The following is a 13,392-nucleotide window of genomic DNA, read 5'->3' as shown; positions in this document are numbered from 1 at the left end:
CATGGGCTTAAGCGCAAGTTTAGTAACCACTTCACGGCTGCCCAAATGCGATTCATCCCGACATTTGGCATGACTACTTTAAGTTTTGCTTTGAACGTAATCCCTTTGATAAGGCAATGAGTCGCTCCTACTGGAACATTTGCGAGCCTGCCCCAGCGATCGATCAATACCTACAAACGGTCAAACCAGAGTTGCTGTCCAACTGGGGCATTTACACCATCGGGGACAAAATCGCTGTGGACTGTGTTGGCCGATATGAGCGCTTGAATTAAGTAAAAGTACTCAATGATATTGTCAACATTTGTTACAAAGTTTGCTGGGGATCATAAGACTTGTGGAGAACCCCCATGAAATGCTGACATTTCCTCGCATTCCCAAGGGGATCGCAGTAGCTTGAGGATCAGTACAGGACAGCAGGTGAATGTGTTGTGACGGTGTCGGGCGGTTATAAAAATGCCCTGATGAGTACACCAAGGAATTGTTCTGTCAAGACTGCAAACCCTATCCAAGAGTGCCTATGAAAGTTGGGGTCGTTAAGGAACGCGAAGTGGGTGAACAACGGGTTGCCCTGATTCCCGAAGTCGTTGCCAAGCTGGTGCAGCAGGGGTATCACCTCTGTGTGGAGTCCGGTGCAGGGGATATGGCTCACTTCAGCGATGATGACTACCGTGCAGCAGGTGCGGAAATTGGTTACTCCATTGAAGAGGTTTGGGGCGGTGTGGATGTGCTGCTTAAGGTTGCGCCGCTGCGCGATCGCGAGGTGGAGTGGATTCGCCCCGGCACCACCTTAATTAGTTTTCTCAATCCCTTGGGCAATCCATGGCAGATGCAACACTTGGCAGAGCGGCATATTACTGCCTTTGCCCTCGAGTGTATTCCCCGCACCAGTCGTGCCCAGAGTATGGATGCCCTGTCTTCCCAAGCAGCGGTGGCGGGCTATGCGGCGGTGTTATTGGCCGCTTCTAATTTGCCGCGCTTTTTCCCGATGTTAACGACGGCAGCGGGTACGATTCCCCCCGCCAAGGTGTTTGTAATTGGGGCAGGGGTGGCTGGTTTGCAGGCGATCGCCACTGCGCGTCGTTTGGGAGCCGTGGTTGAAGCCTTTGATATTCGCCCAGCTGTCAAGGAAGAAGTGCAAAGCCTCGGTGCCAAATTTGTCGAAGTCAACCTTGAGGAGGATACCGTTGCTGCTGGCGGCTATGCCAAAGAGGTCTCTGAGGCTGCGAAGCACAAAACTCAAGAGGCGATCGCTGCCCATGTCCACAGTGCTGATGTGGTCATTACCACTGCCCAAATTCCCGGCAAGCCTGCTCCGCTTTTGGTAACAGAACGGATGGTGGCCAGCATGAAACCGGGTTCAGTCATTGTGGATCTAGCCGCTGAGCAGGGGGGCAACTGTGCCTGCACAGAACCGGGGCGCTCTATTTGTCATCAGCGAGTCACCATTATTGGCCCGATTAATCTGCCCTCGACAATGGCGGTGCATGCCAGTCAAATGTATGCCAAAAACATTTCAACGCTCCTGAAGTACCTTACTCCCAAGGGGGAATTGGTGTTGAACTTTGGCGATGACATTGTTGATGCTGCCTGTATCACCCATGAAGGGCAGGTTCGCAACCCACGGGTACTGCAACTCCTGCATCCTGCCCAAACCTTGGCAACAACGGTTTAGAGATGTCCCTAGAGGGTTCGTTCCATGACAGATCCCCTTCTTGTCGGTCTGGTTATTTTTGTGCTGGCCAGTTTCATTGGCTTTGAGGTGATTAACAAAGTCCCCCCCACGCTGCATACTCCCCTCATGTCTGGCTCCAATGCCATTTCGGGGATTGCCGTGATTGGTGCCCTTCTGATGGCGGGGAGTGGGCACACTACCTTAACGGTGGTCTTGGGATTTATTGCGACAGTGCTAGCCACGATTAATGTGGTGGGCGGTTTTTTGGTCACGGATCGCATGTTGCAGATGTTTAAGCGGTAGGAACCATGGATTGGCTAACACGCATTGAAGAATTGAGCTATCTGGGCGCAGCAGCGCTCTTTATCCTCGGTTTGAAAAAATTGGGGTCTCCGGCGACGGCCCGCCAAGGAAATCGCCTTGCCGCCTTGGGGATGTTGATTGCGATTGTGGTCACGCTCCTCGATCGCCAGATTATTAGCTATACGGGCATCCTAGCGGCCATTGGTCTGGGCAGTGTCATTGGCGCGATCGCTGCTTATAAAGTGGCAATGACAGCTATGCCCCAGATGGTGGGGCTACTCAATGGCTTAGGAGGGGCGGCCTCTGCCTTGGTGGGCATTGGTGAATTTTGCCGTATTGTGGCCGTGGGTGAGCCGCTGACCCCCAGTACGCTGATCACGATTATTTTGGGGGTGCTGATTGGTGGCGTCACCCTTACTGGTAGCCTTGTTGCCTTTGGTAAACTTCAGGGATTGATTTCGGGAACCCCGATCATTTTCCCGCTGCAGCAGGCAATTAACCTCGGCTTGCTGGTGGCTTTCTTGGTGGCCAGTGGCTGGGTGTGGTTGGATCCAAGTCAATTGCCGATTTTCTGGGGCTTGGTGGCGATCGCCAGCATTTTGGGGGTGCTCTTTGTCCTGCCCATTGGCGGTGCCGATATGCCGGTGGTGATTTCCCTCTTGAACTCCCTCTCAGGGTTGGCTGCCAGTGCCGCTGGCTTTATTGTTGGCAACAGTATGCTGATTATTGCTGGTGCCTTGGTGGGGGCTTCGGGGCTGATTCTGACCCAAATCATGTGCAAAGCCATGAATCGCTCTTTGGCCAATGTCCTCTTTGGTGGTTTTGGCAGTGCGACCACTGGCAATGCAGAGATGACCGCTCACGCCACGGCGAAGTCGGTACACACGATTGATCCTGAAGAAAGTGCGATGATGCTCGGCTATGCCAAGTCAGTGGTCATTGTCCCCGGTTATGGAATGGCGGTGGCTCAAGCACAGCACAGTGTCAAAGAACTAGCGGATCAACTGGAGCGGCTGGGTGTCGATGTCAAATACGCGATTCACCCTGTTGCCGGGCGCATGCCGGGGCACATGAATGTGCTGCTTGCGGAAGCCAATGTCCCCTATCCCCAACTCAAGGATATGGAGGACATCAATCCAGAGTTTGAGAATGTGGATGTGGCACTGGTGATTGGCGCCAATGATGTTGTCAACCCTGCCGCTCGCACCAACCCCGGTAGCCCCATCTATGGCATGCCGATTCTCGATGTGGATCGGGCACGGCACACAATTGTGATTAAACGCAGCCTCAATCCGGGTTTTGCCGGTATTGACAATGAGTTGTTCTACAAAGATAAAACCCTGATGCTCTTTGGCAACGCCAAGGAAGTGCTCAATCAACTCATTGCTGAGGTCAAACACCTTTAGGAGGAGGCGGCGGCCACGCTGCGATCAAACACCGGGGCAATTTCCTCAAGGTCAAACTGATCAAGGCGGTCGAGCACCCATTGGCAGCGACGCTGGAGCATGTGGAAGGGATAGGTGTGCGCTACCCCCAACACTTTGACACCGGCTTCACGGGCGGATTGCACCCCCACCAACGTGTCCTCGATCGCCAGACAATCAGCGGCTGTGAGATTACCCCCTAGGGCTTGCAAGGCTTCAATGGCACGGAGATAGGGGTCGGGATAGGGTTTACCGCGTTCTACGCTTTCGGCACTGACAATGCAGTCCACAATGCCAGTCAAGTTTCCCCGCTCAAGAGCCAAGTCCACATCAGATCGCAGGGCACCGGTGACAATGGCAATCTTCAATTGCGCGGTATGGAGTTTCTCCAGCAGGGCGATCGCCCCCCCAAAGAAGGGAAACGGTTCGATACGGGCCAAGCGGGCTCGATAGGCGGCTGCCTTTTGTGCCACCAGTTTATCCAGATAGGCGGGGCTCACTGCCCGTCCTCGGCGGCTGAGGAGGTTATCCAAACAGGCGCGATCGCTCCGTCCCAAACAAAAAAGGTCGTACTCGCCCCGCTGGGGTCGCAGATTTTCTTGCAGCAGAATCTCCTCAATGAGGGCAGCATGGATCGCCTCATCGTCGAGGATGACACCATTGAAATCAAACAAAACTGCCTTCAGGGGCATACCTAGGGTGCTAACTCTGGGAATAACTGCTGAATCCGTGCTTGGAGTTGCTCCGCCTCGCTGAAGTGCGCCATCTCTGCTGGGGGTCGCATTAGGGATTCTCCGACTAAAATGGCTTGGGCACCGGCTTGTGCCACCCGTTCAACATCGGCACGCTGATGAATGCCCGATTCACTGACCACCCAGATGTTGCGATCGCGCAATTGCGCCCCATAGGTGGCCAAAAGCTTTTCAGTGGTGGCCAGATCAACACTAAAGTCCGTCAAGTTGCGATTGTTGATGCCCACGAGGCGTACGTCCTCAAGGCCTAAAACCCGCTCCATCTCCTCGGCGGTGTGTACTTCCACCAGTGCCGTCAGTCCCAATCCTTGGGCAATGCGCAGGAAATAGCGCAAATCATGATCCGCGAGAATAGCGGCAATCAGTAGCACTGCATCGGCGCCCCGCAGCCTTGCCAGAAACATCTGGTAGGGGTAGATGATAAAGTCCTTGCACAGCAGCGGCACCTCCACCGCTTGGCGAATTTGGGCGAGGTACTCAAAACTCCCTTGAAAAAACTCACTGTCCGTCAGCACTGAAAGACAGGTCGCGCCAGCGGCAACATAGGCTTGGGCGATCGCCACCGGATCAAAGTTGGGGCGAATAACGCCTTTACTAGGAGAGGCCTTCTTGACCTCAGCAATCAGTGCTGGCTGGGTGACAGGGTTTTGCAGCGCAGCGAAAAAGGAGCGTACGGGTGGCGCATCGAGCACCTGACGTTGCAAGTCCGGCAGGGGCAACACTTCCCGCAGTTGCTCCACCTCCTGTTCCTTGTGCCACACGATTTTCTCAAGGATATTGCGGGGGGCATCATCGGCCACCGGTACTTGGTAGTGGAGATTGTGAACCGTCACAGCGGGATTGGGGGGACGCCGGCGAATTTGCATGATGAGTTTCGTATGGAGTTGCAACAGTTGAACACTAAGATAAACTACATCGACTGTACTAAACTATCCTCCGTTTAGTCCTTTTCACAAGCCGAGTCGAGATGGCCATTGGTGTTTGGGTTTTAGGCGATCAACTGTGGCAAGGGCAATCAGCGCTGCAAAGCTGTCCAACCCCTGTGCCCGTCATCCTCATTGAATCCCGCCAATGGGTGAAACAACGCCGCTACCATGCTCAAAAACTAGTGCTGGTCTGGTCAGCAATGCGGCATTTTTCCCAAGAACTCGAAGCGGCCGGTTGGCCAGTGACCTATGCGAGCAGCTCCGCCGACTTTGCTACCCCACTGCAGCAGTGGGTTGAAGCGCACCAAATCCATGAGCTGCGGATCATGCAACCCAGCGATCGCCCCTTTCGCGATCTGATCGCTACCCTCGATCTCCCCTGTGCCATCAAATTCTTGCCCAACAATCACTTTCTCTGGTCAGAAGCAGAATTTCAGGACTGGGCCGCAGGTCGCAAAACGCTGGTCTTGGAGTATTTCTACCGAGCCGGTCGCCAACGGTTTCAAATTCTTATGGACGGCAAAACCCCCCTCGGGGGCAAGTGGAACTACGATGCCGAAAATCGCCAACCGCCGCCGATGCCCCTCAAACCGCCACCACCACTGCGCTTTTCTCCCGATCAGATCACCCAAGAGGTCATTGAAACAGTGCGCCAAGGGAACTTTGACACCTACGGCCACATCGAACCCTTTTACTGGGGGGTCACCCGCGCCCAAGCCCTGCAAGTCTTGGAAAACTTTATTGAATACCGCTTGCCCCAGTTTGGCCCCTACCAAGATGCCATGGTGGCAGGAGAAGAGACTCTGTGGCACAGTTTGCTGTCCCCCTATTTGAATTTAGGCCTTCTGCATCCCCAAGAAGTGATCCATGCAGCGTTGGTGGCCTATCGTGAACGCTCACTCCCCCTGAATAGCGTTGAGGGGTTTATTCGTCAAATCTTGGGTTGGCGCGAGTATATGTATGGTCTCTATCACTACTTTGGTGCCGACTACTGCCAGCACAATTTCTTTCAGCACACTCAACCCTTACCAACGTTCTTTTGGCGGAGCGATCGCACCGCCATGAATTGTCTGCGCCACGTTCTGCAGCAAATTGAGCGCACAGGCTATGCCCACCACATTCAACGGTTGATGATCCTCGCCAACTTTGCTCTCATTACTGGCTTGTCTCCTCAAGAAGTGGAAAACTGGTTCCACAGCGTCTTTATTGATGCCCACGATTGGGTGATGCAAACCAATGTCTTGGGAATGGGCTTATTCGCCGATGGCGGGCGGTTGGCCACCAAGCCCTATGCGGCGTCTGCCAACTACATTCAGCGGATGAGTAATTATTGCCAAGGGTGCGCCTATGATTCCAAGCAACGAGTGGGCGATCGCGCTTGCCCTTTTAACTTTTTTTATTGGCATTTTCTAGAACGCCACCGTCCAGTTCTCACTCACCAAGGACGCATGAGCGTGATTCTCAAAAATCTCGATAAATTTAGCCCCGCAGAAACAGCAGCAATTCAACAGCAGGTGGCGCAGTGGTATGCCGAAAATTCATAAAACTCATCGATTAAGGAAATAGAAACTGTATCCTAGATTACTAGGATTTCCTAAATCTTAGTCAAAGCTGGTAACTCTGTCATTCCTTAGAAATTGCAGACCTTTTAGACCCTATCGCGAATAAAGCTTAACCAAAAGATAACCAAAAAATAAATTCTTCCTCCTCTCAAGTCGAGATAATTTAACTAAGGTAAAGGACAGGTACAGTTTTCACCCTAAAAAATTCAATACTCATTCCGGGGGACAATCAAATGAACGAGACAGTCAATACCCAACTGTCCGCAGCTGCGACGTTGGCTGACTTACCCTATTTTTCCTATCAGGTTTCCCCTGAAACCATCTCTGAAGAAGTGGCTGAAGAATTTCAACGTCACTCTGAGCTACCCGGGGTACTGGTGGTGGCGGGCGATCGCGTCATCGGCATGATCTCCAAGGTCAAGTTTTTTGAACGGATGAGTCAACAGTTTGGCCGAGATCTCTACTTGCCGCGCCCGATCAAATTGATTCCAGAAGTTGCTGCGCCCAAAGTGCCTCCCCTGGTGTTGATGGCACGCACTCCTGTTGAAGAAGCCGTGGAACAGGCCTTGAGTCGCCCCCCCGCCTTTGTCTATGAACCCGTGGTCGTGCGGAAGGGCAAGCAACTAGTGTTGGTGGATATGCGGGTGATCCTGATTGCCCAAGCCCAAGTGCTGAGTAAGAAAAATCTCTTCATTCAGCAGCAGCACCTCCACACCCAGCAACTCCTTGAAAAGTTAAAGGTGGAAAAAGAGCGGAACCAAGAGTACGCCAAGCGCCTTGAAAGTGAGCTAACCCGCACCCAACAGATGAACGAAGCCCTAGAGCAGCAGGAGCGCTCTGTCCGCGAACAAGCAGAACGGATTGCCCAACTCAATCAGCGGTTCATCTCCATTAGCCAAGTGCTCTCAGAGCGCGGCCAAAAAGCCTTTCAGGAAACCTTTACGGGTGTTAATCAAATCACCCGCCACACAGCAGAGGTCTATCGCCTCAGCGAGCGGCTGAAGCAGGATGTGGAAATTATTGACGAAGCCACCCATCAAATTGCCGAGATTACCCGTCAGGTGAAGCACCTTGCGGTACAAGCAGGGCTAATTGCCAGTCGCAGCGGCCAGCACATGGCTGGTTTTGACTTCATCAGTGAAGCCATTAACAAACTGGCCAACCAAGTTGTGTTTGCCAACCAACAGGTAGAGGAAATGGCCAATCATTTTCGCCATCACATTCGCGAAGTGGTGCAGTCCACCGCCTCTGGTGAAAAAATCGCGCGATCGCTCCTCAGTCAGGTGGAAAATACGCAGCAAGCCATCCAAGAACTGCAAGCGCTCCTGAATGCTGAGGCTGAGGAAGTCACCACGGAGTATGAGGAGATGCCGACGGCGGCGGTTGCTTAGAGCGGTAGATTTAGGCCATCGCCACAGGGTATCTTGGAGCTAGAACACCCTTAATTTCTAGGATTCAGGATGCCCCAACCCACTGTTATTCTCCATGGCGGTGCCGGCAGTTCGCTCCAAGACAAAGGCGGTCTCATTCCCGTCCGCCAATCCCTGCATACCATTGTCAGCCAAGTGGTTCACGCCCTCAAAGAAGGGGCAACGGCGATTGAGGCAGTCGTTTTGGGGTGTCGGCTCCTGGAGGATGAGCCGCGTTTTAATGCAGGCACGGGGTCTGTGCTGCAATCTGACGGTCAAATTCGCATGAGTGCCTCACTCATGGATGGGCAGCGGCAGAGCCTCAGCGGTGTCATCAATGTCTCACGGGTGAAAAATCCCATTGATCTTGCCCACTGGTTGCAACAGTGCCCTGATCGCATTCTGTCCGATGTCGGGGCAGCAGAACTCGCTCGTGAATTGCAGCTTCCTGTCTATCAGCCCCTCACGGATCAGCGACTCTACGAGTGGCTCGAGGAACGCAAGGGCAATTTCCAAAAATCGATGGCCGGAGTCGTGGCCGAGGAGGCAAGGCGGGGCACGATTGGTGTTGTGGTTTTAGATCAGCAGGGACACTTGGCCGTGGGGACTTCCACTGGTGGTAAAGGCTTTGAGCGCATTGGGCGGGTGAGTGACTCCGCAACCCCAGCCGGCAACTATGCCAACAGTTTAGCAGCAGTCAGTTGTACCGGCATTGGTGAGGATATTTTGGATGAGGCGCTGGCCACGCGGATTGTGGTGCGGGTAACTGATGGCCTGTCCCTAGAGGCGGCCTTTGAAAAATCCTTCCGGGAAGCGGCTAGTCGGCAACGGGATTTTGGCGCCATTGGCCTCGATCACCAAGGGGCGATCGCCTGGGGCAAAACCTGTGATGTCCTCCTTGCGGCCTACTGGGATGGCACGACCATTGGCGATACCTTGGAATTACCACCGGGGCTACAGGTGGGCAGTCAAAAATAATTTATCCTTGGTGTCAAGTTTTTTTATTGCTCACTACAGCGGATTGGGTGCATCTGTTGGGGCAAACGCCTATAATCTTAAGTGTTTTTACATTTGGCCGATGTCCCTTGAGGGAACCCTATGACCAATACGACCTCGCCTGCCATTCTCCATCCGATTGCTCGTCCTGAAGTTCCCCAAGAACTTGCTGAAAACATTATTCTGACTTCCCTCAATGATGTCTATGACTGGGCGCGGCTATCGAGCCTTTGGCCCCTCATGTATGGCACTGCCTGCTGCTTCATTGAGTTTGCTGCCATGATTGGCTCGCGCTTCGATTTCGATCGCTTTGGCTTGGTGCCCCGTAACAGCCCCCGTCAGGCCGATTTGATCATTACCTCTGGCACCATCACGATGAAAATGGCACCGGCGTTAGTGCGTCTCTACGATCAAATGCCCAACCCCAAATACGTGATTGCCATGGGTGCCTGCACGATCACAGGGGGGATGTTTAGCTCTGATTCCTATTCTGCCGTGCGCGGTGTGGACAAGCTGATTCCCGTGGATGTCTATTTGCCCGGCTGTCCGCCCCGTCCAGAGGCGATCATGGATGCGATCGTCAAGCTGCGCAAGAAAATTGCCAACGAGCATATCAGTGAGCGCAACAACCTTGCCCAAACCCACCGCCTCTTTACTGCCAAGCACAAGATGAAGCCAGTGCCTCCCATTTTGACAGGGCAATATCTCAATGCCCCCAGCCGCCAAGCCCCGCCCCCAGCCCTTGCCCAAGCAATGGGAATGGCAGTTCCTGCCCTTGGCGAACCCGTGAGCGAAACAAGCACCGTTGCAGAGTAGTTTGGTCATCGTTGGTAAGAGGTAGGAATCATGGCAGTTTCAACGGCACTTTTGGTACTAGGTGTCTATGGCGCCTTGGCAGGTCTATATCTGCTGGTGGCGCCGGCAATCGTCTATGCCTATTTGAATGCTCGCTGGTATGTGGCTAGCTCCTTTGAGCGGGCGTTTATGTACTTTCTGGTTACCTTTTTCTTTCCAGGATTACTCCTGCTGGCACCCTTTATTAACTTTCGTCCCCAACCGCGCTCCCTCAACTCCTAGGTGCTATGCGCCGCATTGATGTTCTAGGGATTGGTATTGGTGTTTTCTTTGCAGGCGGCTTGGTTTATCTTCTGTTGCGCATTGCTGGGGTTGAGCCGCTCCAGGCGGGCATTTGGAGTCAAGCTATTTTTGTCTTGGGGATTCTGGGTTGGCTCTCCAACTATCTCCTGCGGGTCTTTACGGGACGGATGACCTACCATCAACAACTCAAAGACTATGAGGAGGCCGTGATTAGCGATCGCCTTGCACGGATGTCCCCAGAGGAGCTAGCCGCCCTTGAAGCAGACATTTTAGCGGAATCCACTGAGATGGCCGATCCAGAATTGGGCGATAATTAGCTCAAGTTTCCCCGTAGCTTGACAATGCACTTTCCCCGCTCCTGTGGTTTACTGCTTCATCCCACGTCCCTGCCTGGGGGTCACGGCATTGGTGACTTGGGTGCGGCGGCTCGTGAGTTCCTTGAATTTTTGGTTGCCAGTGGTCAGCAGTACTGGCAGGTATTGCCCTTAGGGCCAACGGGCTTTGGCAATTCCCCCTATATGTGCTACTCCGCCATGGCCGGTAACCCACTGCTAATCAGCTTGGATGAACTGGTGAAGGAGGGTTGGTTAACGGAGGCGGATTTGGCAGGACTTAGGTTTGAGAATAGCGATCGCGTCGATTTCGAGGCTGTCATTAGCCAAAAACTGCCCCTGCTCCACCTTGCGGCTCAACGCTTCCAGAGTCAAGCCACCCCAGAAGACTGGCAGGCCTTCCGCAACTTTCAAGCCCTTGCCCACTACTGGCTGCCCACCTATGCCCTCTTTATGGCACTTAAGGATCACCACGAGGGAGAGCCGTGGTATAAATGGCCCGCCCCCTTGCGCGATCGCGAGCCAACGGCCCTTGCCGCGATCCAAGCCGTTCTCAAAGAGCGCATTTTTGAGTACGAGTTTCAGCAATTTCTCTTTTACCAGCAGTGGCACGCCCTCAAGGAAGCCGCCAATCAACAGGGCATTCAGATTATCGGTGATATTCCCATTTATGTTGCCCACGACAGTGCCGATGTCTGGGCCTTTCCCCAATTTTTTGAACTCAATCCAGAGACGGGCGCGGCTGCCCTCATGGCCGGTGTGCCCCCCGACTACTTCAGTGCTACGGGTCAACTGTGGGGCAACCCCATTTACAACTGGAAAGCCCTTGCTGCCGATGGCTACTCTTGGTGGATTGAACGCTTCCGGGCCCTGCTCTCCTACATGGACATTATCCGCGTCGATCACTTTCGCGGCTTTCAGGGCTACTGGCAAGTGCCCGAAGGGGAGGAAACAGCCGTCAACGGTGAGTGGCAACCGGGTCCCGGTGCTGCCTTCTTTGAAGCCTTGCAAGCTGCCTTGGGACGACTGCCCATTCTCGCCGAGGATTTAGGGGATATTACCCCCGATGTCATTGCCCTGCGGGATCAGTTTCAGTTTCCGGGGATGAAAATTCTCCAGTTTGCCTTTGGCGGTGGCTCGGATAATCCCTTTTTACCCTTTAATCAGGAACGCAACTGTGTGGTGTACACCGGCACCCATGACAATGACACAACTGTCGGCTGGTACCGCAACCTAAGTGACTGGGAACGGCAGCACCTCATTGACTATTTGGGCTATACCCCCAGCGAACCCCACTGGGCCTTGATTCGCATGGCCTTGGGAACCGTTGCCAACCAAGCCATTCTTCCCGTTCAAGATTTGCTCGGCCTCGATAGTCATGCCCGCATGAATTTCCCCGGTACTGGCGAAGGCAACTGGGCGTGGCGGCTAACTGCTGGCCAACTCACCCCTGAACTTGCCGCTCATTTGAAGCACTTGGTGCACCTCTTTGGCCGTCAAGCACCACCGAGACCTCAGCCGGTTGCAGCTGCCGAAGAAGCCGTCCCCGAAAAAGACCCCGCCTAAGCTCGCCGTCGGCCATCGGGCATAATTGTGCCCCGCAAATCCACTTCACTGAGGTTGGCACCACTCATATCCGCAGCAGTCAGGTTCACCCGCGTCAAATCCGCCCGCGACAGGTTAGAGCCTGAGAGGTTGGCATCCCCTAAGTCTGCCCCACTCAAGTTAACGCCACTGAGATCCACAGTTCCCAGTAAGCTGCCACTAAACGTTGCCCGGCTCAGGGTGGCTCCACTCAGGGTGGCGCGGCTCAGGTTGGCTTCTGAGAGGGTAGCACGACTCAAGTTGGCTCCCACCAAGCGGGCACGGCTGAGATTGGCTTCTACCAAGTCGGCACGGCTAAAGTTGGCTTCCGTTAAATCCACTTCGCGGAGATTGGCACCGCTGAGATTGGCACCCCGCAGCTTCACGCCATTAAAGACCAGACCACTAAGATTGGCACTGCGTAGATCCGTTTGACTCAAATCCGCATTGTCCAGCAATGCCCCCTGCAAGTTTGCTCCTTGGAGATTCGCCCCCCGCAGATTGGTACCCACCAGTTTGGCATGGCTGAGGTTGGCTCCCCGTAAATTCGCCCCACTGAGATCCGCACGGCTAAGGTTGGTATGACTCAGGTTCGCGCCACTGAGATTGGCACCACTGAGGTTGACATCTGAGAGTTCTAGGGAGGACAGATCCGCCTTGGCCAGTTCAGCGCCGACAAGGTTGGCCTTGGCAAGGTTAGCTTCACTGAGCTTGACTTCCGTGAGATCAACGCGGCTGAGATTGGCCCCCGTGAGGTTCGTCGCCGTTAAGTTCGCGCCACTAAGGTTGGCACCACTGAGGTTCGCGCCACTGAGATTGGCATTGCTAACATCCGCCTGAATCAAATCGACACGGGTTAGGTTCGCCTGCTTTAGAGCCGTGCCATGCAAATTCGCACCCTGTAAATTTGCCCCCGAAAGGTTAACGCCATCGAGCGTCAATCCCCGTAGATCCGCATTGGCCAAATCCACACGGGAGAGATTTGCCCCCTGAAGCACCGTTCCCCGCAGGGTGGTTTCACTGAGTTCAGCGCGGCTGAGATTCGCTCGCGTCAGGTTTGCCCAACTGAGATCACTGCGGCTGAGGTTTGCGCCAGCGAGGTTGGCATCTACCAATTCTGCTTTAATGAGCATGGCATTAACAATTTCTGCGCCACACAGCACCGCACCACTGAGATTGGCCCCGCTCAGGTTGACCCACTCCATGTCGGCACGGGAGAGAATAATCCCCCGTAGATCAGCGTTGATAAACTCGCCATTTGTCAAACTGGCACGATTAAAGTCCCGTTCACCGCTGGCATAGCGTTTTAACAACTCTTGGGGATTCATCAAAAA

At 54.0% G+C, this 13,392-nt stretch carries 14 protein-coding genes; 11 read left to right on the top strand and 3 right to left on the bottom strand.

Translation table 11 applies throughout. From position 1 onward, the window contains the following. The first annotated feature begins 116 nt into the window (after positions 1 to 116). The 4 genes from IGQ15_RS07395 (at position 117) to IGQ15_RS07380 (ending at position 3,381) form a co-directional block, all read left to right on the top strand. On the top strand, positions 117 to 272 hold the full coding sequence (locus IGQ15_RS07395) for a hypothetical protein (protein WP_297050313.1): 156 nt from the start codon (positions 117 to 119) through the stop codon (positions 270 to 272). A 245-nt stretch (positions 273 to 517) separates the two neighbouring features. Beyond that, the gene (locus tag IGQ15_RS07390; RefSeq protein ID WP_297050312.1) at positions 518 to 1,672 is read left to right on the top strand and encodes a Re/Si-specific NAD(P)(+) transhydrogenase subunit alpha; all 1,155 of its coding nucleotides are present in this window, start codon (positions 518 to 520) and stop codon (positions 1,670 to 1,672) included. A gap of 24 nt (positions 1,673 to 1,696) precedes the next feature. Then, positions 1,697 to 1,975, top strand: coding sequence for an NAD(P) transhydrogenase subunit alpha (locus tag IGQ15_RS07385; protein ID WP_297050311.1), 279 nt, complete (start codon positions 1,697 to 1,699; stop codon positions 1,973 to 1,975). Between the two features lie 5 nt (positions 1,976 to 1,980). Further along, positions 1,981 to 3,381, top strand: coding sequence for an NAD(P)(+) transhydrogenase (Re/Si-specific) subunit beta (locus IGQ15_RS07380; RefSeq protein WP_297050309.1), 1,401 nt, complete (start codon positions 1,981 to 1,983; stop codon positions 3,379 to 3,381). Here IGQ15_RS07380 and IGQ15_RS07375 read toward each other — a convergent pair. Both IGQ15_RS07375 and trpC read right to left on the bottom strand, forming a co-directional pair. Further along, entirely contained in the window at positions 3,378 to 4,091 is a 714-nt protein-coding gene (locus IGQ15_RS07375; RefSeq protein ID WP_297050308.1) for an HAD family phosphatase, read from the bottom strand. The genes IGQ15_RS07380 and IGQ15_RS07375 overlap by 4 nt on opposite strands. A 2-nt stretch (positions 4,092 to 4,093) precedes the next feature. Then, a complete protein-coding gene (trpC, locus tag IGQ15_RS07370; protein WP_297050306.1) occupies positions 4,094 to 5,017 on the bottom strand; it encodes an indole-3-glycerol phosphate synthase TrpC in 924 nt (307 codons plus the stop codon). Positions 5,018 to 5,118: 101 nt separating this feature from the next. Here trpC and IGQ15_RS07365 point away from each other — a divergent pair, with 101 nt between their 5' ends. From IGQ15_RS07365 to malQ, 7 genes are all read left to right on the top strand, one after another. Next, complete coding sequence (locus IGQ15_RS07365) at positions 5,119 to 6,621, top strand: cryptochrome/photolyase family protein (RefSeq protein ID WP_297050304.1); 1,503 nt, start codon at positions 5,119 to 5,121, stop codon at positions 6,619 to 6,621. Between the two features lie 251 nt (positions 6,622 to 6,872). Next, on the top strand, positions 6,873 to 8,030 hold the full coding sequence (locus IGQ15_RS07360) for a hypothetical protein (protein ID WP_297050302.1): 1,158 nt from the start codon (positions 6,873 to 6,875) through the stop codon (positions 8,028 to 8,030). Positions 8,031 to 8,099: 69 nt separating this feature from the next. Next, positions 8,100 to 9,026, top strand: coding sequence for an isoaspartyl peptidase/L-asparaginase (locus tag IGQ15_RS07355; protein WP_297050299.1), 927 nt, complete (start codon positions 8,100 to 8,102; stop codon positions 9,024 to 9,026). A gap of 120 nt (positions 9,027 to 9,146) precedes the next feature. Then, a complete protein-coding gene (gene ndhK, locus IGQ15_RS07350; protein WP_297050297.1) occupies positions 9,147 to 9,860 on the top strand; it encodes a photosynthetic/respiratory NAD(P)H-quinone oxidoreductase subunit K in 714 nt (237 codons plus the stop codon). A gap of 30 nt (positions 9,861 to 9,890) precedes the next feature. Beyond that, positions 9,891 to 10,121, top strand: coding sequence for a photosynthetic/respiratory NAD(P)H-quinone oxidoreductase subunit L (gene ndhL / locus IGQ15_RS07345; RefSeq protein ID WP_297050295.1), 231 nt, complete (start codon positions 9,891 to 9,893; stop codon positions 10,119 to 10,121). A gap of 5 nt (positions 10,122 to 10,126) precedes the next feature. Continuing rightward, positions 10,127 to 10,459, top strand: a complete 333-nt coding sequence (locus tag IGQ15_RS07340; RefSeq protein ID WP_297050292.1) for a DUF3007 family protein — start codon at positions 10,127 to 10,129, stop codon at positions 10,457 to 10,459. A gap of 24 nt (positions 10,460 to 10,483) precedes the next feature. Next, positions 10,484 to 12,040: a 4-alpha-glucanotransferase gene (gene malQ, locus IGQ15_RS07335; RefSeq protein WP_297050290.1), complete on the top strand. Its 1,557-nt coding sequence runs from the start codon at positions 10,484 to 10,486 to the stop codon at positions 12,038 to 12,040. Here malQ and IGQ15_RS07330 read toward each other — a convergent pair. Next, positions 12,037 to 13,386 carry a pentapeptide repeat-containing protein gene (locus IGQ15_RS07330; protein WP_297050287.1) on the bottom strand — a complete coding sequence of 450 codons (1,350 nt, stop codon included), beginning with the start codon at positions 13,384 to 13,386 and terminating at the stop codon, positions 12,037 to 12,039. The genes malQ and IGQ15_RS07330 overlap by 4 nt on opposite strands. Positions 13,387 to 13,392 lie beyond the last annotated feature (6 nt).

This window comes from Thermosynechococcus sp. M98_K2018_005, assembly GCF_015295825.1.
Lineage (GTDB): Bacteria > Cyanobacteriota > Cyanobacteriia > Thermosynechococcales > Thermosynechococcaceae > Thermosynechococcus.
The sequence above is the reverse complement of the archived record's forward strand: the minus strand, read 5'-3'. Positions and strand labels throughout refer to the sequence as shown.

What these genes read in the sequence shown, in the direction of transcription:
- IGQ15_RS07390 (WP_297050312.1), top strand. Translation starts at nt 518, where the DNA reads ATGAAAGTTGGGGTCGTTAAGGAACGCGAAGTGGGTGAACAACGGGTT.
- IGQ15_RS07380 (WP_297050309.1), top strand. Translation starts at nt 1,981, where the DNA reads ATGGATTGGCTAACACGCATTGAAGAATTGAGCTATCTGGGCGCAGCA.
- IGQ15_RS07385 (WP_297050311.1), top strand. Translation starts at nt 1,697, where the DNA reads ATGACAGATCCCCTTCTTGTCGGTCTGGTTATTTTTGTGCTGGCCAGT.
- trpC (WP_297050306.1), bottom strand. Translation starts at nt 5,017, where the DNA reads ATGCAAATTCGCCGGCGTCCCCCCAATCCCGCTGTGACGGTTCACAAT.
- malQ (WP_297050290.1), top strand. Translation starts at nt 10,484, where the DNA reads ATGCACTTTCCCCGCTCCTGTGGTTTACTGCTTCATCCCACGTCCCTG.
- IGQ15_RS07340 (WP_297050292.1), top strand. Translation starts at nt 10,127, where the DNA reads ATGCGCCGCATTGATGTTCTAGGGATTGGTATTGGTGTTTTCTTTGCA.
- IGQ15_RS07355 (WP_297050299.1), top strand. Translation starts at nt 8,100, where the DNA reads ATGCCCCAACCCACTGTTATTCTCCATGGCGGTGCCGGCAGTTCGCTC.
- IGQ15_RS07360 (WP_297050302.1), top strand. Translation starts at nt 6,873, where the DNA reads ATGAACGAGACAGTCAATACCCAACTGTCCGCAGCTGCGACGTTGGCT.
- IGQ15_RS07395 (WP_297050313.1), top strand. Translation starts at nt 117, where the DNA reads ATGAGTCGCTCCTACTGGAACATTTGCGAGCCTGCCCCAGCGATCGAT.
- ndhK (WP_297050297.1), top strand. Translation starts at nt 9,147, where the DNA reads ATGACCAATACGACCTCGCCTGCCATTCTCCATCCGATTGCTCGTCCT.
- ndhL (WP_297050295.1), top strand. Translation starts at nt 9,891, where the DNA reads ATGGCAGTTTCAACGGCACTTTTGGTACTAGGTGTCTATGGCGCCTTG.
- IGQ15_RS07330 (WP_297050287.1), bottom strand. Translation starts at nt 13,386, where the DNA reads ATGAATCCCCAAGAGTTGTTAAAACGCTATGCCAGCGGTGAACGGGAC.
- IGQ15_RS07365 (WP_297050304.1), top strand. Translation starts at nt 5,119, where the DNA reads ATGGCCATTGGTGTTTGGGTTTTAGGCGATCAACTGTGGCAAGGGCAA.
- IGQ15_RS07375 (WP_297050308.1), bottom strand. Translation starts at nt 4,091, where the DNA reads ATGCCCCTGAAGGCAGTTTTGTTTGATTTCAATGGTGTCATCCTCGAC.